Below are 25832 nucleotides of genomic sequence, written 5' to 3'. Positions count from 1 at the left end.
TGCGGCCGGCGGTCAGGGCGTGAGCAGGGTGGCGAGCTGGCGCTTCCAGGTGGTCAACAGGGCCGTACGGCGTGCGGAGTCGTCGCTGAGCAGGTTGGCCACCCCGAGCCCGCGGAGCAGGTCGAGGGTGGCCTGCACCGCTTCGCGGACACCGGGTCGACGCTCGTCGACGCCGAGCAGGGCAACGGTGAGCCGGTGCATCTCCCGGCCGACGGTCGCCTCCAGCGGCACCAGGGCGTCCCGAAGCTCCCGATCGGTGCGGGCGGCGACCCAGAGCTCCAACGCGGCCACGAACAGCGGCCCGGTGAACGCCACGGCGAGCAGATCGACAACCCGGTCCAACCGCTGTGGGCCAGCCGGCAGGGCCTCGGCCTCGGTGCGCAACTCGGCGGCCCGCCGCTCGGCCAGATGGGCCACGGCGGCCGTCACCAGTGCCGCCTTCGTCGGGTAATGGTGCAGTTGAGCGCCGCGGGAGACACCGGCCCGTGCGGCGACGACGGTGGTCGTGGTGCCGGACCAGCCGTGCTCGATCAGGCAGTCGACGGTCGCCTCCAGCAGCCGGGTCTGGGTGGCGCGGCTGCGCTCCTGCTGAGGGACGCGCGTCGATGCGGTCGGCACGGGAACAGCCTGCGGCCTGAGAAACAAACAGTCAAGCCTGACTTTTTCTAGGACCTTGGTCTTGGCCTTGGTCTTGGCCTTGGTCTTGGCCGGGGGCGGGACGGCGAGGCGGGTGCTTGGGCCTCCGTCGTCAGTGGCGGCCCGCACCGGGACCGGACGCGCCGGCACCAATGTGTAGCAGTCCCTGTAGAGCTGCCCCGCCAATGGGGCAACCCGGCCCTGGCTGCATGCCGGCCTTGGGTGCCGGCGCTGGGTGCAGGCCGGCCCTGCGTGCCGGGCCGACCCACATGGTCGGACGGGGGTGGTTGGACTGGGATGGTCGGACCGGGTGGCCCGACCGGGTTGCCCCAGATCTGGGGCAGCTCTACAGGCACCGAGTAGGGACCTTCCCCCTGCCCGGCCCGCGCCCGCTGACCCGCTGCGCGTATCCCGGCCCCGATCCGCAGCCCTCGCTCAGCGGCCGTCGCGAGGGCCGAACACGGCCAGCGCGTCGGCGTCGCTGTGCTGGGAGCGCAGGTACTCGTCGGCCCACGCGGCGGCATCCGGGAAGGTGGACTCCGCCGCCACCCGGGCGCACGCCGCGTCCACGTCGAAGGCGGTGCGGCGCAGCTGGACGCCCGGCCCGAGCAGTGCCCACCACGCGCCCGCGCCGCCGTACGGCATGCCGATGCTGCCCGGGTTGACCACCAGACGTCGATCGACCAGCCGGGTGAAGGGCATGTGGGTGTGGCCGCAGACCACCGTCGAGACCTCGGCCGGGAGGCCCGCGAACACTTCCGCCCAGCGCGACATCCGGGAGTCGACGAGCACGAACTCCTCGTCGTCACGGGGGGTCGCGTGACAGAACAGCGTCGGCCCGAGGCCGTCGATATTGAATGTCACCGTCGCCGGCAGGGCCGCGAGGCGGGCCACCTGGTCGTCGCGGAGCTGCCCGGCGGCCCAGTTCGACACCTCGATCGACGCCGGCTTGCCGGCCCGCGCCTCGACCAGCTCCCGCTCGCAGTTGCCGCCCACCCAGCAGACCCGGTCACCGAGGCCGGCGAGCACGTCCAGCACCTCGACCGGCTGCGGGCCGGCCGCGATGTCGCCGGTCAGCACGATCAGGTCGGCGGCGGTGACGTCCGGCTCGGCCAACACGGCCTCCAGAGCGGGGAGTACGCCGTGGATGTCGGAGAGGACCGCAACGCTGTTCACCATGGCCCCACCCTCACCGCTCCGGCCGCCCCGAGCCAGCATTTTCTGCGCCGGGCAGACGAAACGTCCCCGCCGTCCGTCGGTGACGGAAGGCGGGGACGGGACGTGCTACTCAGACGCGGGCGCGACGGGCCAGGCGCTCCGGGTCCAGGATGATGATGCTCTTGCCGTCCAGGCGCAGCCAGCCGCGCGAGGCGAAGTCGGCCAGTGCCTTGTTGACCGTCTCCCGGGAGGCGCCGACGAGCTGGGCGATCTCCTCCTGGGTGAGGTCGTGGGTCACCCGCAGGACGCCGCCGTCGCGGGTGCCGAACCGGCCAGCCATCTGGAGCAGGTTCTTCGCGACCCGGCCCGGCACGTCCGTGAAGATCAGGTCGGCGAGCGAGTCGTTGGTCCGGCGCAGCCGCCGGGCGAGCACCCGGAGCAACTGCTCGGCGATCTCCGGGCGGTTGGCCAGCCATGGCCGCAGAGCCTGCTTGCGCAGACGTACGAGCCGAGTGTCGGTCACCGCGGTGGCGGTCGCCGTACGCGGGCCAGGGTCGAAGAGCGACAGCTCACCAACCATGTCCGACGGCCCCATCACCGCGATCAGGTTCTGCCGGCCGTCCGCAGCGCGGCGACCAACCTTGATCTTCCCGGACAGCAGGATATAGAGGCTGTCACCGGGCTCGCCCTCATTGAAAACGATCTCGCCCTTACGGACCTCGATCGTCTCCATCTCCTTGGCAAGCGCCTCGGCAGCTTCCGGGTCAACACCCTGGAAGATCCCGCTGCGGGCCAGTACCTCGTCCATCGCGCACCTCCGCTTACGCGTGCCGTCCGTCGGCCGGGTCCGCCGTCCGCTGATCCCCTCGCGCGCCGCCAAGTCTAGGCGCACGTGAGCATGAATCAGAGGTCGCCCCTGGAATCTTGATCGGTGGGCGTAACCTGCCCGACGTGCTGAGCGAGCCGATTCTGACCAGCCGCGCCGAGGATGGGCGGCACATTCCGCTGCTCGTCTGGCGCGCGGACGTTCCCCTGCGGGCGATCAGCAGCGGCCCGCTGGGCGGCGGTATCGGCGCTCGACGCTGGGTGCTGAACGCGACCGTACCCATGTCGTACGACCGGGACGACCCCGCCGCGCATCTGGCGGCACTCGCCGCCGACCTCGCCCTCGACGGGTCCGGGGTGGGTCTGCTGACCGGCGTCGATGTGGCCGAGGTGGTGGCGCGGACCGACACCGGCGTGCGGGCCTGGGCGACGGTCGGGCTCGGGACGCCGGTGCTCGCGGCCGCGCACGCTCCGGCCGCGCTCGCCGAGCGCGTCGGCACGGTCAACATCGTGGTGTACGTGCCCGCCCGGCTCGCCGACTCGGCACTGGTCAACGCCGTGGCCACGGCGACCGAGGCGAAGACCCAGGCGATCACCGAGCTGGGGTTGCCAGGGACCGGCACCCCGACCGACGCGGTCACCGTGCTCTGCCCGGTGGACGGGCCGGAAGCCGCGTACGGCGGGCCTCGCTCCACCTGGGGCGCACCGCTCGCCCGAGCGGTGCACGCCGCGGTGCTCGCCGGGGGCACCCGGGCGGTCGTGCCCTGGTCAGAGCAGCTCAACGGCTGAACTTTCAACCGATCGGCTGTCGTCGGCGCGTTGACGGCCCGGTAGGGTCGCGAGCGATGTATTCTCCCGCCTCCCTCGTGTCCCGCCCGCGCCGCCGTGTGGCCCTCGGCCTCGCCGCGCTGCTGGCCACCCTGCTCGCCGCCGGCTGTGCCGACTCCGGCGGTGACGCCCCCGTCTGGCAGCCCGGCGCCGGCGGCGGTGGCACCGGCGCGCCGGTGGGCACGACAGACCCGAAGGCGACCGAGCCAGCGGCCTCCGAGGAGGGCGGCGCGATCTCGCTCTCCGCCACCGGCGACATCATCATGGGCAACGCGCCGAGCCGGCTGCCCGCCGCCGGCGGCAAGGGCTTCTTCACCTCGATCACCGAGGCGCTCAAGGCCGACCTGGTGATGGGCAACCTGGAGGAGCCGCTGACCGTGGACACCGGCACCGGCAAGTGCGGGGCCAACTCCACCCGCTGCTACCAGTTCCGGGCCCCACCGGAGTACGCCGCACACCTGCGCGACGCCGGCTTCGACGTGCTCAACCAGGCCAACAACCACGGCTACGACTACGGGCCGAAGGGCTACGAGAACACCCAGAAGGCGCTGGAGAAGTACGACCTGGAGCACACGGGCGCGCCGGACCAGATCACCGTGGTCGACGTCAAGGGCGTCAAGGTCGCGGTGGCCGGCTTCTCGTCGTACGTCTGGTCGAACAGCCTGGTCGACATCGACAAGGCGAAGACGGTGATCGCCAAGGCCGCCACCATGGCCGATGTGGTCGTGGTGCAGGTGCACATGGGTGGCGAGGGTGTCGCCCAGACCCGGGTCAAGCCGGGCACGGAGATGTTCCTCGGTGAAAACCGGGGCGACCCGATCAAGTTCTCGCACGCCATGATCGACGCCGGCGCCGATCTGATCGTCGGGCACGGGCCGCACGTGCTGCGCGGCATGGAGTTCTACAAGGGCCGACTGATCGCGTACAGCCTGGGTAACTTCGCCGGCGGCGGCAACTCGCTGAACAACGACGGCCGCCTCGGCTGGGGTGGAGTGCTGAAGGTGTCGCTCAAGCCGGACGGCACCTGGGTCGGCGGCTCGTTCACCTCGACGTACATGAACGACGCCGGCAAGCCGACCATGGACCGGGACGACCGGGGTCTGGGTCTGGTCACCGAGCTGAGCCGCAGCGACTTCCCGAAGAGCGGTGCCCGGCTCGACGGGCAGGGCAAGATCTCGTCCCCGACCGGTGGTTGACCCGACCGGGAACGTCCGGCGCGCGACGTAGGCTGGCCGTCGTGACCGATAGTCCTCCCGGCGCCAGCGAGACCGACCTCGGGCGCACCCGCCGTGCCCGCAAGATCGGTCGGGTGCTGACCGAAACGCACCCCGACGCGCATTGTGAGCTGGACCATTCCAACGCCCTGGAGCTGGCCGTCGCCACCATTCTCTCCGCGCAATGCACGGACAAGAAGGTCAACGAGGTCACCCCCAAGCTCTTCGCCCGCTACCCGAGCGCCGCCGCGTACGCCGGGGCCGACCGGGGCGAGATGGAGGAGCTGATCCGGCCGACCGGCTTCTACCGCAACAAGACCGACTCACTGCTCAAGCTCGGCCAGGCGCTCCTCGACCGGTACGACGGCAACGTCCCCGGCCGGCTTGCCGACCTGGTGACGTTGCCCGGCATCGGTCGCAAGACCGCCAACGTGATCCTCGGCAACGCCTTCGACGTCCCGGGCATCACCGTCGACACGCACTTCCAGCGGCTGGTCCACCGGTGGCGGCTGACCACCGAGACCGACCCGGTCAAGATCGAGCACGCGGTCGGCGCTCTCTACCCGAAGCGCGACTGGACCATGCTGTCGCACCGGATCATCTTCCACGGGCGACGGGTCTGCCACGCCCGTAAGCCGGCCTGCGGGGCGTGCACACTCGCGAAGCTCTGCCCTTCGTACGGCACCGGCCCGACCGAGCCCGCCGCTGCCGCCAAGCTGCTCAAGGGCCCCCGGGCACGCGACCTCGCGGTGGCGGCCGGGGTCGACCCGGAGCTGGTGCCCGCACAGGCGATCGCCGCGGAGGTGCCGTGAACCGCTGCCTCGCCCTGCTCGTCCTGCCGCTGCTGCTGGTCGTCGGCGGCTGCACCGCGGGCAAGGCTGACGACGAGCCGGCCCCCCGGCCGGCCGCCGCTGAGCGGCCGTCGCCGTTCCGGGACTGTTCCACGCTCGGCGCCGCGCCCACGGCCGCGACGACGGCCCCCACCACGACCGGTACGACGGCCGCCGCCGGTGGGCAGACGCTGCCGGAGCTGACGCTGTCCTGCTTCACCGGCGGCGCCCCCGTCGCTCTGCGGGACCTGGCCGGGCCGGCCGTGATCAACGTCTGGGCGTCCTGGTGCGGGCCGTGCCGTAAGGAACTGCCCGCCTTCCAACGGCTGAGCGAACGGACCGCCGGCCAACTCCAGGTGGTCGGGGTGAACACCCGCGACAGCCGGGGCGGTGCCCAGTCCATCGGCGAGGACTTCGGCGTACGGTTCCCGATCCTGGTCGACCAGGGCGACGCGCTGCAACGGGAGCTGAAGCGCAACGCCTTCCCGCTCACCCTCTTCGTCGACGCCGACGGTCGGATCCGGCACATCGACGCCACCGGCGCGCTCGACGACGCCCAGCTCGTGAAGCTGGTCCGCCAACACCTCGGCCTGGCGGTGCCGGCGTGATCCGTCGACCACCCGAGTGGACCGAGCCCTTGTTGACCCGGCTGGGCACCGCCCGCGCCGAGGACTTCACCCGGCTGACCACCCCGTCCGAGGGCGGTCGGGAGAGCGCCGTGCTGGTGCTGCTCGGTGAGCAACCCGGTGCCGGCCCGGACGTGCTGGTGCTGCAACGCGCCGCCACCCTGCGCAACCACGCCGGCCAGCCGGCCTTCCCCGGCGGTGCGGCCGACCCGGAGGACGCCGACGTCCGCGCCACCGCGCTGCGCGAGGCGAACGAGGAGGTCGGCCTCGACCCGACCAGCGTGACGGTGCTGGCCGAGTTGCCGAAGCTGTGGATCCCGGTCAGCGACTTCGTGGTCACGCCGGTGCTGGCCTGGTGGCACGATCCGCACCCGGTGCATCCCCGGGAGCCGGCCGAGGTGGCGCACGTCGCCCGGCTGCCGGTCAGCGAGCTGGTCGACCCGGCCAACCGGCTGCGGGTCCGCCACCCCAGCGGCTGGATCGGGCCGGCCTTCTCAGCGCGCGGGATGCTCGTCTGGGGCTTCACCGCCGGGGTGCTGGCCACTCTGCTGGAGATGGGGGGCTGGGCCGGCCCTTGGCGGGACGACCGGGTGGTCGAGCTGCCGCCATCCGGGATGACTCCGGCACCGTCGGCCGGCACCGACGAGGTCGACGAGACCGCAGTGCGCTGACCGCGCGGTCACCTTCCGCAAGCGATGGTCATCTGGCGGGCGCGCTGCCCGTACGCTTGACCCGTGTCCGTCGTGGATCTCGCCCTCCTGTTGCTCATGCTCGTGTTCGCGATCAGCGGATACCGCCAGGGCTTCGTCATCGGCATCACGTCGCTGACCGGCTTCTTCCTGGGTCTGTTGCTGGGCCTCCAGCTCGGGCCGCTGTTCGCCCGGCAGTTCGTGGACGCCGGCACCCGGGTGTTGATCTCTCTGGTGGCGATCTTCGGGCTGGCCGTGATCGGGCAGGCGCTCGCCGGCTGGCTCGGCTCACACCTGCGCAAGACGATCACCAGCGACGTGGGCAAACGGATCGACGACGTCGGCGGGGCGTTCGTCTCGCTCTTCGCCGTGCTCCTGCTCGCCTGGCTGGTCGCCGTGCCGCTCGGTTCGTCCTCGGTGCCCTGGCTCGCCGCCTCGGTGCGCAACAGTGCGCTGATCACGGTGGTCAACCGGGTCCTGCCGGAGCGGGCTCACCAGCTGTCCACCGCACTGGAGGACACCGTCGACACCGACGGGTTCCCGGACGTCTTCGGTGGTCTCGCACCCACCCGCGCCCGGCAGGTCGAGCCACCCGACCCGGCGCTGGCCGGTTCGCCGCTCGTGGTCAGCGGCCAGCGGTCGGTCGTCAAGGTCCTCGGTTCCGCACCCAGTTGCTCGCGCCGAATCGAGGGTTCCGGCTTCGTGTACGCCGACGACCGGGTGATGACGAACGCGCACGTCGTCGCCGGCACCCGGTCGGTGGCGGTGGAGTTGGGTGGCGAACGGTACGACGGCAAGGTGGTGGTCTACGACCCGGACCGGGACCTGGCCGTGTTGCTCGTGCCCGGTTTGCCTGGTCCGTCCCTGCGGTTCGCCGCGGGTAACGCCGGCAGCGGCTCCGACGCCATCGTGCTCGGCTTCCCGCTCGACGGCCCCTACAACGCGCAGTCGGCGCGGGTCCGCGACGTCGACCGGATCAAAGGACCGGACATCTACTCCGCCGGCGACGTGACCCGGGAGATCTACACGATCCGAGCGCTGGTCCGCAGCGGCAACTCCGGTGGCCCGCTGCTCTCCGCCAACGGCCTGGTGCTCGGCGTGATCTTCGCGGCGGCGGCCGACGACCCGAACACCGGCTTCGCGGTGACCGCGGCCGAGGCCCGTCCGGTCGCGTTGGCCGGTGCCGAACGCAACCGGCAGGTCGTCACCGGCGAGTGCACCTGAGCGCCGCGCCCCGGGTCAGCTCCGGGCCGCCACCGTGGGTCGCCCGACCGGCAGCTTCGCCCGCCCCCACCGCAGCCCCCGGTCCAGCACGGCGCGGGCCATGATCGCGACGCAGGTGCCGCCGTTGAGGAAGGACGCCAGCACGTCGCTCGGGTGATGCATCCCCCGATACAGCCGGGTTGCCGCCACACCCAGCGGCACCATCAGCAGCAGTGCCCACCAGGCAACCTTCGCCCCGGTGCTCCGCACCCGCAGCGCCATCAGCACGGCAGTGCCGACATAGAGCGCCACTGCCGCGGAGGTGTGCCCGGACGGGAAGCTCGACGTGGGTGGCGACACATCCATGTGCTCCACCGCCGGCCGGTGTCGGTCGATCGCCATCGTGGTCAGCAGGAACACCAGCGCCTGGGCGGTCACCGCCGTGCACAAGAACAGCGGCTCCCGCCAGCGCTTCAGCCAGAGGCGCAGCGCCAGCGCCACCAGAACGGTGACCACGACGATCATCTGGGTGCTGGCCAGCGTGCTGAACACCAGCGAGACGCCGTTCCAGCCGCTGGTGCGGTCGCCGGCGAGTTCCCGGTTCACCGCGTCTTCGACAGTGAACGGCCAGGTCCGGGCGAACACCCGGGTGATCAGCACCCCGAGCAGCACCATGACGCCGAGCAGGAGGGACACCGGCAGCAGCACCCGCCGGACGATCTGGACCACGGTGTCGGACATGGGTGGGCCAGTACCCGATTGGGCTCCTCGGCACGCCTCAGGCCGCTCCGGGGTGCCGTTCGACCTCCGGAGCGACGCCGTCGCGGGCCGGCTGGACGGGCCGAAGGCCGGCCTGTGCGCGCCAACTGGTGAACGCGGCGGTGGTCGCCGCGACCACCGCCACACCGAGCAGCCAACCGCCCAGCACGTCGCTGGTGAAGTGCACACCGAGCGCCACCCTGCTCAGCCCGGTCACGACGGTGAGCAGCACGGCGGCGACCCAGAGCGCGACCCGCGCCACCCCCCGCCCGGCGTACGGCAGGAGCACCAGCAGCAGCACCCCGGCGGCCAGGGTGGCGTTCAGCGCGTGACCCGAGGGGAACGAGTAGCCGGCGGCCCGTGCCACCGGGTCCAGCAGTTCCGGCCGGTCCCGACCGACGAGCAGCTTGAGCAGCGGACCGATCAACCCACCGACGACCATGGTGGTGGCCGCCCAGAGGGCCAGCCGGCGGGCTCCCCGGCGCAGCAGCCAGATCACCAGAACCAGGGCGACGGCCCGCAACGGCATCGGCGCGAACACGTCGCTCCAGATTCGCATCAGCGCGACCCAGGCCGGGTGGTCGACCGCGTAGCCGTGCAGCGCGTGGGTGACCGCCGTGTCCAGCCGGTGCAGCGGCGCCCAGGCGCCGAGCACCAGCAGCGCGAGCAACGCGAAAGGCACCAGCACCAGGAACGCCGCCGTCGCGGCAAGGGTCAGGCGCAGACCCAGCGCATGGTCCGGGTCGAGCCGGCGGCGCCGCCAGGACGGCTGTGCGGAGGAGACGAGGCTGGGCGGCCGATGCGTACTCATGGGTCGGTTCTACCCGACCGGGCGGCTGGTCAGGCCTGCCGGTGGGCCGCGATCAAGGAGCCCGCCGACGGAGCCGGCGCACCAACAGGGCGGCGCCGCCGGCCAGGACGACGAGCAGCACGACCCCGGTCCACAGTTGCTCCGGTGCCGAGGTGTCCTCGCCACCCGCCGCCCGCGCCGTCCACTGGGTCTGTCGACGGGGCGCGGCGAAGCCGAGCGGATCGCTGCCGGCACCGGCCACCGGCTCGTCATCCGCCGAGCCCGGAGCCGGGCCGAAACCGGTCACGCCCGGCGAAGTCTGATCATCCAGCGGGTTGGCGGCCACCGGCGGCACCTGAGCGGTCAGCGCCGCCACCGGGTCGACCATCCCGTACCCGAAACGGTCGTCCCGCCCGGTCGGGCCCAGATCCCGAGCGGTGGCCAGCAACCGGTTGACCACCTCACCCGCGGGCATCAGCGGATAGCGGGACCGGACCAGCGCGGCGGTGGCCGCCACCAGTGGTGCGGCGAAGCTGGTGCCCTGCACCCGCCAGTAGCCGTCCGGCGGTTTGGCGCCGACCAGCCCGGTGGCGGGGGCGGTGAGCACCGTCGCCCGGCCGGTGATCGACCCGGACCACAGGTTGTCGCTGCTGCGTTCGAGGCCGGCGACCGCGATCACGCCCGGTTCGCGGGCCGGGTACCACACCTTGGTGCTGCTGGAGGTGGCCAGGTTGCCGGTGCAGGCGACCACGACCACGTCCCGGACGAACGCGTAGTCCAGGGCCGCGGCCAGGGCCGGGCTGTCGCCGCTGCCGCCCAACGACAGGTTGATCACGCGGGCGCCGTGGTCGACCGCCCAGCGGACCCCCTGGGCGACGATCAGCGCGTCGTCGTAGCGGTTGTCCTCGTCGAGCACCCGGACCGGCAGGATCCGGGCGTCCGGTGCGAGGCCCACCGCGCCCCGCTTGTCGTCGCTGCGCCCGGCGATCAGGCCGGCGACCGTGGTGCCGTGCCCCACCGGATCCGGGCCCGCACCCCCGTCGGGGCCGACCAGATCCTGACCGGGCAGCACCTGACCGACCAGGTCGGGATGGGTGCCGTCCACTCCGGAGTCGACCACCGCGACGGTCACGCCCCGGCCGGTCGAGGTGCGCCAGGCCGTGGCGGCCTGCAACTCGTCGAGCTGCCACTGCTCGTCGCGGACCTGGTCGGTGCGGGCGACAGTGTCGCCGGGGGCGATCGCCATCGACGCGCCAGCGACCTGCCCGCCGTGGGTGGGCGCCGAGACCGGCACGGCCGCCGCGGTCGGCGCCACGACAGCGAGCGCCGCGGCCACACCGAGCAGCGCCCGGACGGTCGCCCGTCGGTCCGCCGACGGACCGCTGTGCCGCACCCCTGTCACATCCCCAGCCATTCATCCCGACGGAACCATGACGATCGGAGATTACCGGTTTCCCCACCCGTCACGGGAAGAACCGGCGAGTCAGGTCATTGTGGCGGCAGTTGTGCGAGCTGAACGAGGCGTACGCCCTCGCGTCGGGTGACCAGCCGACCGCGACCCGGCGGCAGCGGCCCAGGCCGCACCGGACCGACGAGTGCGCCCTCCTCCGGGCTGCCCGCCATCACCAGACCGGCGGTGGACAACTCCCGCAGCCGCTGCACGATCGGCTCGTACTGGGCGCGGCCCGCGCCGCCGGACCGGCGGGCCAGCACCAGGTGCAGCCCGACGTCCCGAGCATGCGGCAGGTGCTCCTCCAGCGCACGCAACGGGTTCGCCGGCCCGGCCGCCACCAGGTCGTAGTCGTCCACCAGTACGAACAGCTCCGGTCCGGTCCACCAGGACCGCTCCCGCAACTGTTGCGGGGTGACCTCCGGCCCGGGTGCGCGCCGCTCCAGATAACCGGCGGCCGACTCGACCAGGTCGGCGGTGCGCGCCGCGGCGGTGCCGTACCCGATCAGGTGTGGCGTCTCGATGGCGCCGAGCAGGCTGCGCCGGTAGTCGACCAGGATCACCCGGGCCTGCTCGGGCGTGAACCGGGTGACGATCGACGTGGCCAGCGCACGCAGGAACGAGGACTTGCCGCACTCCGAGTCCCCGAAGACCACGAAGTGTGGCTCGCTGGCGAAGTCGAGCAGCACCGGGCGCAGGTCCGCCTCCGCGATCCCGATCGGCAACCGCAGCCCGGTCGTCGCGGCGAGGTCCAGATCGGCGTACGGCAGCACCGGCGGGAGCAGCCGGACCCGGGGCGCCGGATGACCCGCCCACCCGTCGGCGGCTCGTTTGACCAGGTCGGCGGTGTCCCCGCTGGCGGCGGCGAGTTGGGGCAACGCGGTGAGGAAGTGCAGCCCCTCCGCGGTCACCCCTCGGCCGGAGCGCTCCGGCACGTTCGCGGCCGCACGACGGGCCACCAGCGAGTCGGACGGGTCGCCGAGGCGCAACTCCAACCGCGAGCCGAACAGGTCCCGGATCGCCGGACGGAAGTCCAGCCAACGCAGCGCCGCGGCGACCACGTGCAGCCCGTACGACAGCCCTCGGGTGGCCAGGTCGGTGACCAGCGGCTCCAGGTCGTCGTACTCGCCGCGGACCGTGCTCCAACCGTCGATCACCAGGAACACGTCACCGAACGGATCGTGGCCCGGCTGGTTGGTCGTCGCCGCCGCGTTCCGTCGCTGCCGGTACGCGGCCATCGACTCCACGCCCAGCTCCGCGAAGCGGCGTTCCCGATCCGCCAGCAGGGTGGTCATCTCGCCGACGGTGCGTCGTACGGCGGTCGGGTCGGCCCGACCGGTCACCCCGCCGACGTGCGGGAGGTCGCGCAGGGCGGCCAGCCCGCCGCCACCGAAGTCGAGACAGTAGACCTGCACCTCGGCCGGGGTGTGGGTGAGTGCCAGTGCGCAGATCAGCGTACGCAGCGCGGTGGATTTGCCGCTCTGCGGCGCACCGACCACCGCGACGTGCCCGGCGGCGCCGTCCAGCGCCAGCCAGAGCAGGTCCCGGCGCTGCTCCAACGGCTTGTCCACGATGGCGAGTGGCACTCCGAGCGCGCCGTGCAATTCCGGGTTGCCCACGGTGAGCCCGCGCTTCGGGTCCACCTCCACCGGGCCGAGCAACTCGTCCAGGGCCGGTGGTTGACCGAGCGGCGGGAGCCAGACCTGGTGCGCTGGCGGGCCCTGCCCGACGAGCCGGTCCACCAACAGGTCGAGCAGTGTCTCTCGGCCCTCGTCCTCCGCCACGACGGGCGCGACCGGGATCGCCGGCTCGGGCACCGGCACGACGTGGGTGGTGAAGGTGAGCAGTCGCGCGCCTCCCTCGGCGCTCACGCCGGTCGTCGCGGCCCGACGTCGGACGGCACCCGAGACGTACGCGGCCTTGAACCGGGCCAGTGGGTCGGTGCCGGCGCGCAGGTAGCCGTGGCCCGGCGAGCGGGGCAGCTCGTGCGCGTCCGCCACCCCGAGCACGGTGCGGGACTCCAGCGCGGAGAAGGTTCGCAGACCGATCCGGTACGACAGGTGGGTGTCCAGCCCACGGAGTCGTCCCTCCTCCAGCCGTTGGCTGGCGAGGAGCAGGTGCACACCGAGGGACCGACCCAGCCGGCCGATCTGCACGAACAGGTCGATGAAGTCGGGCTTGGCGGAGAGCAGTTCGGAGAATTCGTCGCAGATCAGCAGCAGCGACGGCAGCGGGGCCAGTGGGCTGCCGGCCGCCCGGGCCCGTTCGTAGTCCCGCACGCTGGCGAAGTTGCCGGCGCGTCGCAGCAGCTCCTGGCGGCGGACGAGTTCCCCGTTGATCGCGTCGACCATCCGGTCGACCAGGGGCAACGCGTCGGCCAGGTTGGTGATCACGGCTGCGGTGTGCGGCAGTTTGTCGAACGAGGCGAAGGTGGCGCCACCCTTGAAGTCGACAAGCACGAAGTTGAGCTGCTCGGAGCTGTGCGTGACGGCCAGCCCCAGCACCAGCGTGCGGAGCAGCTCGGACTTGCCGGAACCGGTCGCCCCGATGAGCAGGCCGTGCGGGCCCATCCCGTCCTGGGCGGACTCCTTGAGGTCCAGCTCGATGGCACCGCCGTCCGCGCCCACCCCGATCGGCACCCGCAGCCGGTCGCGTGCCGAGCGCGGGAGCCAGCCCTGTTCGGCCGTGTAGCCCTCCGGGTCACCGAGACCCAGCAGCTCGGGCAGGCCCAGGTCGGTCTGGAGCGGGGCGTCGGGTCCGCGGGCCGCGCCGGCGAGCCGCAGCGGCGCCAACCGTCGGGCGACCGCCTCGGCGTCGGCGAGGTCGAGCTGGTCGGCGATGCCCACCTCGGCGTGCCCCTCGGACGACCAGGAGTGCAGCCGCCGGCCGTGCAACTCGAGCAGCAGCGCGTACCGGTCGAGCAGCCGTGGCGCCGGGGTGTCCAGGTCCAGCACGGTGACCGCGTCGATACCGCCGTCACCAGTCAGGTCGCTGGCACCGGTCAGGTCGCCGCCGTCGAGGACCACCACCACGTGCGGGCCGTCGGTGGCGGGGCCGGCCGGGCTGAACCGGGACCGGCTGGCCAGCACGTCGCCCAGCAGCCGCTCCAACTCGGCGGCGGAGCTGGTGACCAGGCGTACCGGGCCGAGCGCGTCGGTGCGGCCGGGGTGGTGGGCGTGCGGGAGCCATTTCACCCACTCCCAGCAGGCCCGGCGTTCCGGGCCGGCGCAGACCGCGACGAGCAGCTCGTCGGGGGCATGGAAGACCGCCAGTTGGGTCAGCACCGCCCGGGCCAGCGCCTGCGCGGCCGGGTCGCCGGTGGGTGGCCCGGCGCTGGTCGGGGTGCCGCTCCCGGTCCGGCCGGCCGGCCGCACGTGCACGCGGGCGAAGCTGCGCAGCGACAGGGCCACCGGCAGGTCCGGCACCACGGAGTACGCGTCCAGGAAGCGGCGCAGCGCCCCGGCGGTCATCGGCTCCAGCTCCTCCAGTGGCCGGGTGACCGGTGGAACGAGCGGGGTGGCCAGGGTCTGTGGCCCGACGGCGACCCGCACCACCGCGAAATCGGGGTCGGCGGGGCGCCGCTCCCAGACCCGGTGGCTGTCCACGGTCGACCAGAGCCCGCCCGGGTCCGGGTGCCGGTAGTAGAGCCCGGCCCGCTGCTGTCCAGCGGTCCGGCGGACCCTGCGCCGCAGCGTGGCCAGGTGGCGCAGGTACTCCCTGCGGGCGGCCATCATCTCGGACTTCTTCGGGGTGCCGGAGGCGCTGCCCCACGACGTCACCAGCATCGCCAACGAGGAGAGCCCGAACATTCCGCCCACCACGTACGAGTAGGCACCGCCGCCCCGGCCGAACATCATCGCCATCGCCACCGTGCCCCCGAGCATCGGCAGCAGCATGAGCATCTGCTGCCACCGCCCGCCGGTCACCACGGGGATCTCCGGCGGCGCCTCGACCGGCAGTTCGCCGGCGGGGATCTCCGGCGCCGGTCGACGCGGCGGGCGCTTGATGACGACGGTGGACACTCGGCCTCCTGACAGCGCTGGGTAACCCGAGCCTGGCTCATGGTAGGTAAAGTCCTGTCGTCCGCGCAGCCTCCGATCCCTTCGATATGGAGATCAGTCGATGACAACCGGGCTGGCCCGCGTCACCATCAGCGCGCCGCAACGACGGGTGGACGTCGCCCTGCCGGAGCAGGTGCCCCTGGCCGAGCTGCTGCCCGACGTGCTCCGGCACGCCGGTGTCGGGCTGGCCGACGACGGCGAGCAGCACGGCGGTTGGGTGCTCCGCCGCACCGACGGCGCACTGTTGGTGACCGCTCAGGCGCTGCTGCCGCAGGGGGTCCGCGACGGTGAGGTGCTGCACCTTGTGCCGGCCCGCGCGCACTGGCCCGAGCTGGAGTACGACGACGTGGTCGAGGCGATCGCCGACGGTGCCCGCCGCCGCGGTGGCGCCTGGTCGCCCACCGCCACCCGGGCCGCCGGTCTGGCCGGCGCCGCCGTGCCGCTCTTCGTCGGGCTGCTCGCCCTGCTCGCCGGCGGCCCGACGCACCGCGCCGGCTGGCTGGCGGCTGCTGTGGTGGCGCTGGTGCTCACCGTGGCCGGCACGGTGGCCTCCCGCGCCAACGGCGACGGTGCCGCCGGGGCGACGCTCGGCGGTTACGCGCTGCCGTACGCGTTCACGGCCGGCGCCCTCGCGGTCGGCTCCGGCGACCCGGTCGGGCCGTTCGGGCCGGCCCGCTGGGTGGGGGCGCCCGAGCTGCTGGCCGGCTCGGTGGCGCTGCTGCTGGTGGCGCTGATCGGCCTGCTCGGGGTGGCCAGCCGGCTGCGGGTCTTCGTGGCTGGTGTCACGGTCGGCCTGATCGGCGCCGGGGCAGCGCTCGGTGGGCTGCTGCTGACCTCCGCCGGCACGGCCGCGGTGCTGCTCAGCGCACTGGCCTTCGCGGTCGGCGTGATCCCGCTGCTGGCCATCCGGCTGGGCAAGTTGCCCTTGCCGCCCATCACCCTGCCGGCCTCGACATCCGCGGAAGAGCCGGAGCGGGCCCGGGATCTGCCGGACCGAAGCCGGGTACACGCCGCGGTGACCCGCACCGAGGAGATGCTCACCGGGATGTTGATCGGGCACGCCCTGCTGGTGGTGGCCTCGACGGTCGTACTCGGGATTGCTGGTGGAACGGCCGGTCGGGTGCTGGTCGCGGTGACCTCGGCGGTGCTTCTGCTGCGGTCGCGGCTCTTCGTGGCGCTGCGACACCGGGTGCCGACGGTGCTCGCCGGGCTGGCCGGTTACGCGGTGCTGGGCGCGGTGCTGGTCGGCCGGGCCGACGACGCGGGACGCCTGGCGCTGGTCCTGGGTGGTGCGGCGCTGGCCCTGGTTGCTGCGGCCAGCGGCACCGCATACGCCCGCCGGCCGGTCTCGCCGTACCTCGGGAGGGTCGCGGATCTGACCGACACGGCCCTGGTGGTCGCCGTGGTGCCGATCGCCTGCGCGGTGCTCGACCTGTACGACCGGGCCCGAGGGCTGCTCGGTTGAGCGGCCCTCGGGCCCGGTGCGTCAGCGGTTGTCAGTGGGCGGATTCGCCGCGCGCCTCGGCGTCCCTGGCCCGCTGGTAGGAGGCGTGGATCTCGGCCTCGGCCTCGGTGCGGCCGACCCAGGTGGCGCCCTCCACCGACTTGCCGGGCTCCAGGTCCTTGTACACCTCGAAGAAGTGCTGGATCTCCAGGCGGTCGAACTCGCCCAGGTGGTGGATGTCGCGCAGGTGCTCCTGGCGCGGGTCCTCGTAGGGCACGCAGAGGACCTTGTCGTCCCCGCCCTTCTCGTCCGTCATCCGGAACATGCCGATGGTGCGGCAGCGGATCAGACAGCCCGGGAAGGTCGGTTCGGGGACCAGCACCAGCGCGTCCAGCGGGTCGCCGTCCTCGCCCAGGGTGCCCTCGATGAACCCGTAGTCGGCCGGGTACTGGGTGGAGGTGAAGAGGGTGCGATCCAGCCGGATCCGGCCGGTCTTGTGGTCCACCTCGTACTTGTTCCGGTGACCCTTGGGGATCTCAACCGTCACGTCGAAATCCATGTGCACGCTCCCTCGTCTGCCCACGCTGGCTAACGGAACCACTGGCGGCCCCTCCGGACAGGTGAATGCCCACCCGCCGACTCCGGCCACCGCATAGTCTTCGGACCGAAGTAGTGTCACCCAAGCCGATTTTTGCTGGGGGAGGAGGGGGTCGTGGGGAGGGAAGATTCACACTACCGCCCGGACGGGGGCTCCGCGCACGGTACCGGACGATCCGGAACCGGCGGTGCGACGGGGCGGGTCCCGGTGCCCGACGCCCACCTCCCACGGGGCCCCGAGCCAGTGAACCCAGCCTCGGGGAGGACGCCCGAGAGGCCCCCGCCGCTGCCCTGGCGCCCGCCGACCGGGTCGCCCCCGCCCAGCCCGAACCCGGGTCGCTTTCCGGTGGTCGGTGGCGACCGGCCGGTGAGCGGTCCGTCGCGCAGCAGCGCCTCCGTTCCGGTCGGCCCCGCCCCGGGCGGTCCGTCGCGTGGGAGCGCTTCGGTTCCGGTCGGCCCCGCCTCGGGCGGTCCGTCGCGCGGCAGCGCTTCGGTTCCGGTCAGCCCGGCACCGACCGGCCCGTCGGGCCCCGGTCCGGGCGACCCCGGCCGGGTTCCACCGCTGGGTCCGCCGATCTCCGCACTGCCCGCGCCCGGCGACGCCGGGCCGGCACCCGCGCCCGTCACACCGCGCCGTCGGCGGCGGCTGCCGGTGGTGTTGGCCGTCGTCCTGCTGCTGGTGCTCGCCGGCGTAGGAGTCGTCGTCACCCGGCCCGGTCCGGTCGCCGGCTGGCTGGGCGACGACGCCGGTTCCGCGCCGAATGCGGTTGGCGTGGCCCCGGAGCCCAACCCGTCGGACGTGCTGCCCGGCCCGGACCCGAACGCCGCGTTGCCCACCCCGGACGGGGTTCGTGCGGTGCTCGACCCGCTGGTCGGGGTCTCCGCCCTGGGTGACCGGGTGAACGTCTCGGTGGCCGATGTGATCACCGGCCAGACATTGTTCGACAAGGGCGCTGACGACGGCACCGTGCCCGCCTCGGTGACCAAGTTGGCGACCGCGGTGACCGTGTTGGCAGCCCGTGGACCTGGCTACCGGATCCCGACTCGCGCGGTGGCCGGCGCGAAGGCCGGCGAGGTGGTGATCATCGGGGGCGGCGATCCCACCGTCGCGATCGACAAGAAGGGCTACTACCCGGGGGCGGCGCGTCTCGACGATCTGGCCGCCCAGGTACGTACCGCGCTCGGCGGCACCGCCCCGACCAGTGTCACCGTCGACGGCTCGGTCTACTCCGGCCCGGTCTACGGCCCGGGCTGGGACCCCGACATCCCCACCGGTGGATCTGGCGGCGCGGTGACCGCGTTGATGACCGACGGCGCGCGCAGGGACCCGGGCGTCGAGCACGGGGCCGCGGATCGGTTCAGCGAGCCGGACCTGGCGGCCGGTCGGTCGTTCGCCCGGCTGCTCGGCGTGCCGGCCAACGCTGTGAAGCGTGGCACGGCCCCGGCGCCGGCCGCAGCCGGTGGCACCCCGGCACCGGGCACCGAACTGGGCGTTGTGCAGTCTCCGCCGATGATCCGGATGGTCGACATCATGATCAGCGAGAGTGACAACCTGGTGGCCGAGGCGCTGGCCCGTCAGGTCGCGCTGGCGCGCAACCAGCCGGCCTCGTTCGACGGGGGTGCCGCCGCGATGGACGCCGAGGTGGCCGAGCTGGGCCTGCCCGCCGACGAGATCACCCTCTCCGACGGCAGCGGGCTGTCCCGCCGTAACCGGATCAGCCCGTCGTTGCTGACCGACCTGATCCGACTGGCGGCCAGCCCGGACCATCCGGAGTTGGCCGGCGTCTTCGGTGGCCTGCCGGTGGGCGCCTGGTCCGGGACCCTGAACGAGCGTTACCGCAACACCCCCGGCACCGCCGCCGGTGCCGGCAGCGTCCGGGCCAAGACCGGCACACTGACCGCCGTGCATGCCATTGCGGGCCTGGTCACCACCGCTGATGGTCGGCTGCTCACCTTCGCGGTGCTCACCGACCAGGTGCCGGGCGGGAAGGAAACGGCCCAGCCCGCACTGGACCGGATCGCCGCCGCGTTGGCCGGCTGCGGCTGCCGCTGACGAGGGCTCCCGGCTCCCCACCGGCGTCGATCGGCGGCGCGAGCCCGGGTCGGGGTGTCGCGGCGCGGGTACGGTGGGTCCATGGCGCAGTTCGTGGACTGGGATCTGGCCGCCGCCACCGCGGGGGCGTTGAGCAAGTCGGGCCCTCGGGTGTCGTACGCCGAGGCCACCGACGTGGTCGGCGACCTGCGTCGGCTGACCGACGAGGCGGCCGGGCACGTGGCCGACTACACGGGGTTGCGGGCGCAGGTGGCGCATCCGCCGGTCCGGGTGGTCGATCGGCGCGACTGGGCCGCGACCAACATCGCCGGTCTTCGCGAGGTGATCACCCCGCTGGTGAGCCGGCTCTCCGGCGACAAGCAGCCGGGCGCGTTGACCGAGGCGATCGGGTCTCGGCTGACCGGGGTGCAGGCCGGGACCGTGCTGGCCTACCTTTCCGGCCGGGTGCTCGGCCAGTACGAGGTCTTCTCGGCTGAGCCGGGCCAGCTGCTGCTTGTCGCACCGAACATCGTCGAGGTGGAGCGCAAGCTCGGCGCCGACCCGCGGGACTTCCGGCTCTGGGTGTGCCTGCACGAGGTCACCCACCGGACCCAGTTCACCGCCGTCCCGTGGATGCGGGCGTACTTCCTCAGCGAGGTGCAGGCCTTCGTCGACGCCTCGTCCAGCGGGAGCGAGCATCTCATCGAGCGGCTGCGGCGCGGGGTGGCGACGCTCTCCGACGCGATCCGTGACCCGGACAGCCGCACCAGCGTGCTGGACATCGTGCAGACCCCGGCGCAGCGGGCCGTGCTCGACCGGCTCACCGCGTTGATGACCCTGCTGGAGGGGCACGCCGAGTTCGTCATGGACGGCGTCGGCCCGCAGGTGATTCCGAGCGTGGAGCGGATCCGGGCGTCGTTCAACCGTCGCCGGGAGGCGGGTAACCCGCTGGAGAAGGCGATCCGCCGGTTGCTCGGGGTGGACGTCAAGATGCGTCAGTACGCCGAGGGGCGCAAGTTCGTGCACGGTGTGGTCGAGCGGGTCGGTATGGACGGGTTCAACTCGATCTTCAACTCGCCGCTCACCCTCCCCAGGCTGTCGGAGTTGGGTGACCCGGATGCCTGGGTGGCCCGGGTGCACGGCCCGGCCGGCACCATCCCGGCCGCTGGCTGACCACCCGCCGGTGGCCGCGCTCGCCCCGCCGGTGGCCGCGATCCGGGTCGCGGTCCGCCGTGCACTGACCGGTGTGCCGTCCGACGGGCCGGTGCTGGTCGCCTGCTCCGGTGGCGCCGATTCGCTCGCCCTCGCCGCAGCCACCGTGTTCGTGGCGCCTCGGCTGGGCCGCGCCGCGGCGCTCGTCACAGTCGACCACGGCCTGCAGGACGGCTCCGCGGAGCGCGCCGAGGCGGTGGCCAGGTGGGCCGGTGGGGCCGGGTTCGCGTCGGCGACCGTGGTGCGGGTGCAGGTGGCCGGGCGTCCGGGAGGTCCGGAGGCGGCCGCCCGGGAGGCCCGCTACGAGGCGTTGACCGAGGTGGCCCGGCAGCAGGACGCGGTCGCGGTGCTCACCGGGCACACCCGCGACGACCAGGCGGAGACGGTGCTGCTCGCGCTTGCCCGCGGTGCCGGCCCCCGCGGGCTGGCCGGGATGCCGGCCCGCCGGGACCTGGACGGGGTGCCGCTGCTGCGGCCATTGCTGGAGATCGGTCGGGAGCAGACGCGCGCCGCGTGTGCCGCGCTCGGGCTGAGCCCGTGGCAGGACCCCCACAACACCGATCCGTCGTACGCGCGCTCCCGGGTACGAGCCGACCTGCTGCCGGCGCTGGTGCGGGCGCTGGGCCCCGGCGTGGTGGACAACCTCGCGCGTACCGCCCGGCTGGTGGCGGCCGACAACGCCGCGCTCGACGAGTTGGCCGCGACGGCGCTGGCGGCGGCTCGGTGTCCCGGCGGAGGGCTCTCCGTGTCGGGGCTGGTCGGCCTGGTTCCCGCGGTGCGCGGCCGGGTGCTGCACAGCTGGGCGCGGGAGTTGGGCGCGGTGCCGGGCGCGCTGTCGCACCGACACGTCACTGCCCTGGACGCCCTGGTCGCCGATTGGCGTGGTCAGGGCCCGACCGATCTGCCCGGGGGTGTCCGGGTGCTTCGTCGAGCTGACCGGTTGACGCCGGTGGAGCCCACCTGAGCGTCCCGTCGGGTCTGCTGGTCTCAGCCGCTGTGCGCCCGGTCCCGGAATGTGGTCCGGTAACTGTGTGGGGTGGCGCCGACTCGGCGGCTGAAGTGGTGGCGTAGCGCCGCGGCGTCGCCGAAGCCGGCCTGGTCGGCGACCGCCTCCACGCTCAACGGGGTCTCCTCGAGCAGCCGCCGGGCGAGCAGCACCCGCTGGTTGGTGAGCCAGTCGTGCGGGGTGGTCCCGGTCTCGGCCCGGAACCGGCGGGCGAACGTACGCGGTGCCATGCCGGCGCGCGCGGCCAACTCCTCCACCGTGATCGTCCGGTCCAGGTGACCCATCAGCCACTCCAGCACCGGCTCCAGGGTGGGCGCCTCGGGTGCCTTCGGGATGGGCGCCTCGACGTACTGGGACTGGCCGCCGTCGCGGTGTGGCGGGACCACCATCCGCCGGGCCAGCCTGGTCGCCGTGGCCGAGCCGTGCTCCTGGCGGATCAGGTGCAGGCAGGCGTCGATGCCGGCCGCCGTGCCGGCACTGGTGAGCAGCCGCCCGTCCTGGACGTAGAGCGAGTTGCAGCGCACCCGGGCACGCGGGTGGCGGCGTTGCAACTCGTCCACGTACCGCCAGTGGGTCGTGCATTCCCGGTCGTCGAGCAGCCCGGCCTCGCCGAGCAGGAAGGCGCCGGAGCAGACGCTGAACAGGTACGCGCCGCGCGCGTCGGCCCGGCGCAGCGCGTCGAGCACCGGGCCCGGAACTGTGGTGCCCTGGCTGTGCGCGGGGATGGCCACCAGGTCGGCCTCGTCGACCGGGCCGAGGTCGGCGTTCGGGGTGAGGTGGAAGCCGGACGAGGTACGCACGGGAGCGCCGTCGGGGCTGCACACCTGGAAGCGGTAGCCGGGGAAGCCGTCGGCGGTCCGGTCGGTGCCGAACACCTCGGCGAGCACGCCGAGCTCGAACGGAGCGACCTGGTCGAGGGCGAGGACGGCGACGGACCGGAGCATGTGACGAGGGTAACCCGACAGGTGGCAGTAAATCGATGCCCAATGGCATTCCTGCCACTGTCCGGTCGATGCGAGTGGTCGCAGACTGGGTTCAGTCCGGTGCGCACCGGCGGCGAAACCGACAGCAATCATGCGAAAGCGAGCGCCGCCATGGAGTTCCTGCTCTTCCTTCTCTTCCTCGCCCTGCTCATCGCCGCTTCGGCTGCTGGCCTCACCGCCGACAGTCACGATTCGGCCGACTGGAAGCCCAGCGACGACGGCCGCCGCTGGCGGTCCTGCACCAATTGATGTGATTAGCATTATTTGCCCGGAAAATCCCTGGCGGGACCGCGCCAAAAGGTGCGGCCCCGCCGACGGGGGCCATCCGACGTACGGCAGGCTAGGAGTCATGGCTGACGGCTCCTGGTACGACGCCGACATCGACCACGTGATCATCTCCGAGGCGCAGATCCGCGAGAAGACGGCGGAGCTGGCCAAGCAGGTCTCCGCCGACTACGCCCACGTGGGCGACGGTTTGCTGCTGGTATGCGTACTCAAGGGTGCGGTGATGTTCATGGCGGACTTCGCCCGGGCGTTGGGCCGCAACGGCCCGCCGGCCGAGCTTGACTTCATGGCCATCTCGTCCTACGGCCAGGGCACCACCTCCTCCGGTGTGGTCCGCATCCTCAAGGACCTCGATCGGGACATCGCCGGCCGGCACGTGGTGGTCATCGAGGACATCGTCGACTCCGGGCTCACGCTCTCCTGGCTGCTGCGCTACCTCGAGTCTCGTTCGGCGGCGAGCGTCGAGGTCGTCGCGTTGTTCCGCAAGCCGGACGCGGTCAAGGTGCCGGTTCCGGTGAAGTACGTCGGCTTCGACATCCCCACCGAGTTCGTGGTCGGCTACGGCCTGGACTTCGATGAGCGCTACCGGGAGTTGCCCTACGTCGGGGTGCTCAAGCCCGAGGTCTACGCCCGCTCCTGACGCCCGACCCGCTCGGTCGGGGTGGGCCCGGCGGGCGGCGTGAGGTCGACTCGCATCGGCATCCATCAAGCCGACGTTCAGCGCGCTCTCAGGTGTTGCGGTTACCGTGGACCCCGGTGACGTGGAGGAAACTCCGCGCCCGACCCCCTCGACCGCGTGACCGGGCGAACAGGTGGCCGGGCCGGACTCCCCGCCACGCCGGCTTCTACCCGGACCCGTCGTACGTTCGTTGCGGGGCTGGTGGGCCTGCCCACGGTGCGTGCCGTCGATCTCCAAGGCGTGCCGAGTGCGGGGCTCGCAAGCTCACGCCTCGCGTACATGGTGATTTTGATGGTGCACGACTGCGGGGCTCGCAAGCTCACTCCTCGCGTACACGGTGTACCGTCGAATGACCGCGGCGCGGCAGTTTTCGCGCTTCGGGGTCGAGGCCGGCCCGCACGGCGGCTCCGGCCGCCGCTCACGCGGCAACACCATCAGACGGTCAGGACGTCGATCAGGAGGATGCGGGCGCTCCGGCGCTCGACAACAGTATGGAACGTACGCGTTTCTTCCGCCGACCGGTGGTCTGGATCATCCTGGTCATCCTCGGCGCCGTTGTGCTCAGTCAGCTGTTCACCGCTGGTCCCAGCTACCACCGCGTGGACACTTCCGTTGCGCTCGATCAGCTCCACACCGCCAAGATCAACAAGGTGGTCTTCCAGGACAAGGAGCAGACGCTCCAGCTGGACCTGGCGCAGAAGACCAAGTTCGGTAAGACCGAAACCAACAAGATCGAGGCTCAGTTCCCGTACCAGGTCGGCGACCAGATCTGGAACGAGGTGCTGGACGCCAAGTCGGCCAACCGGGTCACCGGCCCGGCCGACGCCAAGGTTTCGTCGGACAGCATCTGGGTGAGCCTGCTGGTCAACCTGCTGCCGATCGCGTTGCTCGTCCTCCTGCTGCTGTTCTTCATGTCGCAGATGCAGGGTGGCGGCTCCCGGGTGCTCAACTTCGGCAAGTCCAAGGCGAAGATGATCACCAAGGACACTCCGAAGACGACCTTCGAGGACGTCGCGGGTGCCGATGAGGCCGTCGAGGAACTGCACGAGATCAAGGACTTCCTGCAGAACCCCGCGAAGTACCAGGCCCTGGGCGCCAAGATCCCGAAGGGCGTGCTGCTGTTCGGCCCGCCCGGCACCGGCAAGACGCTGCTGGCCCGCGCGGTCGCCGGCGAGGCCGGGGTGCCGTTCTACTCCATCTCCGGCTCCGATTTCGTGGAGATGTTCGTCGGTGTCGGCGCCAGCCGGGTCCGCGACCTCTTCGAGCAGGCCAAGACGAACGCCCCGGCGATCGTCTTCGTCGACGAGATCGACGCCGTCGGTCGCCACCGCGGCGCCGGCATGGGCGGCGGTCACGACGAGCGCGAGCAGACGCTCAACCAGCTGCTCGTCGAGATGGACGGCTTCGACACCAAGGGCGGGGTCATCCTGATCGCCGCCACCAACCGGCCGGACATCCTCGACCCGGCGCTGCTGCGCCCGGGCCGGTTCGACCGGCAGATCCCGGTGGACGCCCCCGACATGGAGGGCCGCAAGGCCGTCCTGCGGGTGCACGCCAAGGGCAAGCCGTTCACCCCCGACGTCGACCTCGACGCGGTGGCACGGCGCACCCCGGGCTTCAGCGGCGCGGACCTGGCCAACGTGATCAACGAGTCGGCCCTGCTCACCGCCCGTAAGGACCAGCGGGCGATCTCCAACGACTCGCTGGAAGAGTCGATCGACCGGGTGATCGCAGGTCCGCAGCGACGGACCCGCGTGATGAGCGACCAGGAAAAGAAGATCACCGCGTACCACGAGGGTGGGCACGCGCTGGTCGCCTGGGCGCTGCCGCACGCCGCGCCGGTGCACAAGGTGACGATCCTGTCCCGTGGCCGTTCACTGGGCCACACCCTGGTGCTCCCGACCGAGGACAAGTACACCCAGACCCGCGCCGAGATGATCGACACCCTGGCGTACGCGCTGGGTGGTCGGGCCGCCGAGGAGCTGGTCTTCCACGAGCCCACCACCGGTGCCGGCAACGACATCGAGAAGGCCACCCAACTGGCCCGCGCGATGATCACCCAGTACGGCATGAGCTCCAAGCTCGGCGCGATCAAGTACGGCACCAGCGGGGACGAGCCGTTCCTCGGCCGCAACATGGGCCACGAGCGGGACTACTCGGACTCGGTCGCCGCCGAGATCGACGGCGAGATGCGGGCACTGGTCGAGCTGGCGCACGACGAGGCCTGGGAGATCCTGGTGGAATACCGGGACGTCCTGGACAACATCGTGCTCGAGCTGATGGAGAAGGAGACCCTCTCCACCGCCGACATGGCGCGGATCTGCTCCCGGGTGGTCAAGCGCCCGCCGCTGGCACCGTACAACGGCTTCGGCAAGCGGCAGCCCTCCACCGAGCCGCCCGTGCTCACCCCTACGGAGAAGGACAAGCTCAAGGCGCAGGCCCAGGCTGACGGCGCGCAGGCGTCGGTCGGCGGGGCGCCGTCCAACAACTCGGACGGCGCACACTGAGCAACGACCCGACGGCCA

At 72.4% G+C, this 25832-nt stretch carries 22 protein-coding genes; 13 read left to right on the top strand and 9 right to left on the bottom strand.

Going from position 1 to position 25832, the window contains the following annotated elements:
- Nucleotides 1-12: 12 nt before the first annotated feature.
- The 3 genes from JOD64_RS12905 to JOD64_RS12895 form a co-directional block, all read right to left on the bottom strand.
- Nucleotides 13-618 (bottom strand): TetR/AcrR family transcriptional regulator, encoded by a 606-nt coding sequence (locus JOD64_RS12905; protein ID WP_204942454.1) that lies wholly within the window; start codon nt 616-618, stop codon nt 13-15.
- 453 nt (nt 619-1071) lie between these two features.
- On the bottom strand, nt 1072-1815 hold the full coding sequence (locus JOD64_RS12900) for a metallophosphoesterase family protein (RefSeq protein WP_204942453.1): 744 nt from the start codon (nt 1813-1815) through the stop codon (nt 1072-1074).
- Nucleotides 1816-1924: 109 nt separating this feature from the next.
- Complete coding sequence (locus JOD64_RS12895) at nt 1925-2602, bottom strand: Crp/Fnr family transcriptional regulator (protein ID WP_110563686.1); 678 nt, start codon at nt 2600-2602, stop codon at nt 1925-1927.
- A 143-nt stretch (nt 2603-2745) separates the two neighbouring features.
- Here JOD64_RS12895 and JOD64_RS12890 point away from each other — a divergent pair, with 143 nt between their 5' ends.
- From JOD64_RS12890 to JOD64_RS12865, 6 genes are all read left to right on the top strand, one after another.
- On the top strand, nt 2746-3408 hold the full coding sequence (locus tag JOD64_RS12890) for an adenosylcobinamide amidohydrolase (RefSeq protein WP_204942452.1): 663 nt from the start codon (nt 2746-2748) through the stop codon (nt 3406-3408).
- Nucleotides 3409-3464: 56 nt separating this feature from the next.
- Nucleotides 3465-4643: a CapA family protein gene (locus JOD64_RS12885; protein ID WP_204942451.1), complete on the top strand. Its 1179-nt coding sequence runs from the start codon at nt 3465-3467 to the stop codon at nt 4641-4643.
- Between the two features lie 41 nt (nt 4644-4684).
- Complete coding sequence (gene nth / locus JOD64_RS12880; protein ID WP_204942450.1) at nt 4685-5473, top strand: endonuclease III; 789 nt, start codon at nt 4685-4687, stop codon at nt 5471-5473.
- Complete coding sequence (locus tag JOD64_RS12875; RefSeq protein WP_204942449.1) at nt 5470-6099, top strand: TlpA family protein disulfide reductase; 630 nt, start codon at nt 5470-5472, stop codon at nt 6097-6099. The genes nth and JOD64_RS12875 overlap by 4 nt, the downstream gene beginning before the upstream one ends.
- Nucleotides 6096-6788 (top strand): NUDIX hydrolase, encoded by a 693-nt coding sequence (locus tag JOD64_RS12870; RefSeq protein WP_204942448.1) that lies wholly within the window; start codon nt 6096-6098, stop codon nt 6786-6788. The genes JOD64_RS12875 and JOD64_RS12870 overlap by 4 nt, the downstream gene beginning before the upstream one ends.
- A gap of 63 nt (nt 6789-6851) precedes the next feature.
- On the top strand, nt 6852-8030 hold the full coding sequence (locus tag JOD64_RS12865) for a MarP family serine protease (RefSeq protein ID WP_204942447.1): 1179 nt from the start codon (nt 6852-6854) through the stop codon (nt 8028-8030).
- Nucleotides 8031-8045: 15 nt separating this feature from the next.
- Here JOD64_RS12865 and JOD64_RS12860 read toward each other — a convergent pair whose 3' ends face one another.
- The 4 genes from JOD64_RS12860 to eccCa all read right to left on the bottom strand — a co-directional run bounded on the left by JOD64_RS12860 (nt 8046) and on the right by eccCa (nt 15030).
- Complete coding sequence (locus JOD64_RS12860; RefSeq protein WP_204942446.1) at nt 8046-8750, bottom strand: phosphatase PAP2 family protein; 705 nt, start codon at nt 8748-8750, stop codon at nt 8046-8048.
- A gap of 37 nt (nt 8751-8787) precedes the next feature.
- Nucleotides 8788-9579 (bottom strand): phosphatase PAP2 family protein, encoded by a 792-nt coding sequence (locus JOD64_RS12855; protein ID WP_204942445.1) that lies wholly within the window; start codon nt 9577-9579, stop codon nt 8788-8790.
- A 52-nt stretch (nt 9580-9631) separates the two neighbouring features.
- Nucleotides 9632-10972: a type VII secretion-associated serine protease mycosin gene (gene mycP / locus JOD64_RS12850; RefSeq protein WP_204942444.1), complete on the bottom strand. Its 1341-nt coding sequence runs from the start codon at nt 10970-10972 to the stop codon at nt 9632-9634.
- A 74-nt stretch (nt 10973-11046) separates the two neighbouring features.
- Entirely contained in the window at nt 11047-15030 is a 3984-nt protein-coding gene (eccCa, locus tag JOD64_RS12845; protein WP_204942443.1) for a type VII secretion protein EccCa, read from the bottom strand.
- Between the two features lie 100 nt (nt 15031-15130).
- Between eccCa and eccD the strand changes: the two genes are divergently transcribed.
- Nucleotides 15131-16534: a type VII secretion integral membrane protein EccD gene (gene eccD, locus JOD64_RS12840; RefSeq protein WP_204942442.1), complete on the top strand. Its 1404-nt coding sequence runs from the start codon at nt 15131-15133 to the stop codon at nt 16532-16534.
- 31 nt (nt 16535-16565) lie between these two features.
- Here the strand turns inward: eccD and JOD64_RS12835 are convergent, their stop codons facing one another.
- The gene (locus JOD64_RS12835; protein ID WP_109816465.1) at nt 16566-17072 is read right to left on the bottom strand and encodes an inorganic diphosphatase; all 507 of its coding nucleotides are present in this window, start codon (nt 17070-17072) and stop codon (nt 16566-16568) included.
- A 612-nt stretch (nt 17073-17684) separates the two neighbouring features.
- Here JOD64_RS12835 and dacB point away from each other — a divergent pair.
- The 3 genes from dacB to tilS all read left to right on the top strand — a co-directional run bounded on the left by dacB (nt 17685) and on the right by tilS (nt 21318).
- Nucleotides 17685-19163: a D-alanyl-D-alanine carboxypeptidase/D-alanyl-D-alanine endopeptidase gene (gene dacB, locus JOD64_RS12830; protein ID WP_372434242.1), complete on the top strand. Its 1479-nt coding sequence runs from the start codon at nt 17685-17687 to the stop codon at nt 19161-19163.
- 81 nt (nt 19164-19244) lie between these two features.
- On the top strand, nt 19245-20315 hold the full coding sequence (locus JOD64_RS12825; protein WP_204942441.1) for an Rv3626c family coenzyme F420 biosynthesis-associated protein: 1071 nt from the start codon (nt 19245-19247) through the stop codon (nt 20313-20315).
- 10 nt (nt 20316-20325) lie between these two features.
- Nucleotides 20326-21318, top strand: coding sequence for a tRNA lysidine(34) synthetase TilS (gene tilS, locus JOD64_RS12820; RefSeq protein WP_204942440.1), 993 nt, complete (start codon nt 20326-20328; stop codon nt 21316-21318).
- 23 nt (nt 21319-21341) lie between these two features.
- On the opposite strand, the gene JOD64_RS12815 is transcribed toward tilS, so the two are convergent.
- Nucleotides 21342-22304 carry a GlxA family transcriptional regulator gene (locus JOD64_RS12815; RefSeq protein ID WP_204942439.1) on the bottom strand — a complete coding sequence of 321 codons (963 nt, stop codon included), beginning with the start codon at nt 22302-22304 and terminating at the stop codon, nt 21342-21344.
- 42 nt (nt 22305-22346) lie between these two features.
- Between JOD64_RS12815 and JOD64_RS12810 the strand changes: the two genes are divergently transcribed.
- The 3 genes from JOD64_RS12810 (at nt 22347) to ftsH (ending at nt 25814) form a co-directional block, all read left to right on the top strand.
- Nucleotides 22347-22592, top strand: coding sequence for a hypothetical protein (locus JOD64_RS12810; protein ID WP_204946373.1), 246 nt, complete (start codon nt 22347-22349; stop codon nt 22590-22592).
- Between the two features lie 100 nt (nt 22593-22692).
- Nucleotides 22693-23268, top strand: coding sequence for a hypoxanthine phosphoribosyltransferase (hpt, locus tag JOD64_RS12805; RefSeq protein WP_204942438.1), 576 nt, complete (start codon nt 22693-22695; stop codon nt 23266-23268).
- A 530-nt stretch (nt 23269-23798) separates the two neighbouring features.
- The gene (gene ftsH, locus JOD64_RS12800) at nt 23799-25814 is read left to right on the top strand and encodes an ATP-dependent zinc metalloprotease FtsH (protein ID WP_204942437.1); all 2016 of its coding nucleotides are present in this window, start codon (nt 23799-23801) and stop codon (nt 25812-25814) included.
- The last annotated feature ends 18 nt before the right edge of the window (nt 25815-25832 follow it).

Origin of the sequence: Micromonospora luteifusca (assembly GCF_016907275.1) — a bacterium.
Taxonomy (GTDB): Bacteria; Actinomycetota; Actinomycetes; order Mycobacteriales; family Micromonosporaceae; genus Micromonospora; species Micromonospora luteifusca.
Note: the sequence above shows the minus strand (reverse complement) of the source record. Positions and strands in the feature narration are given on the sequence as shown.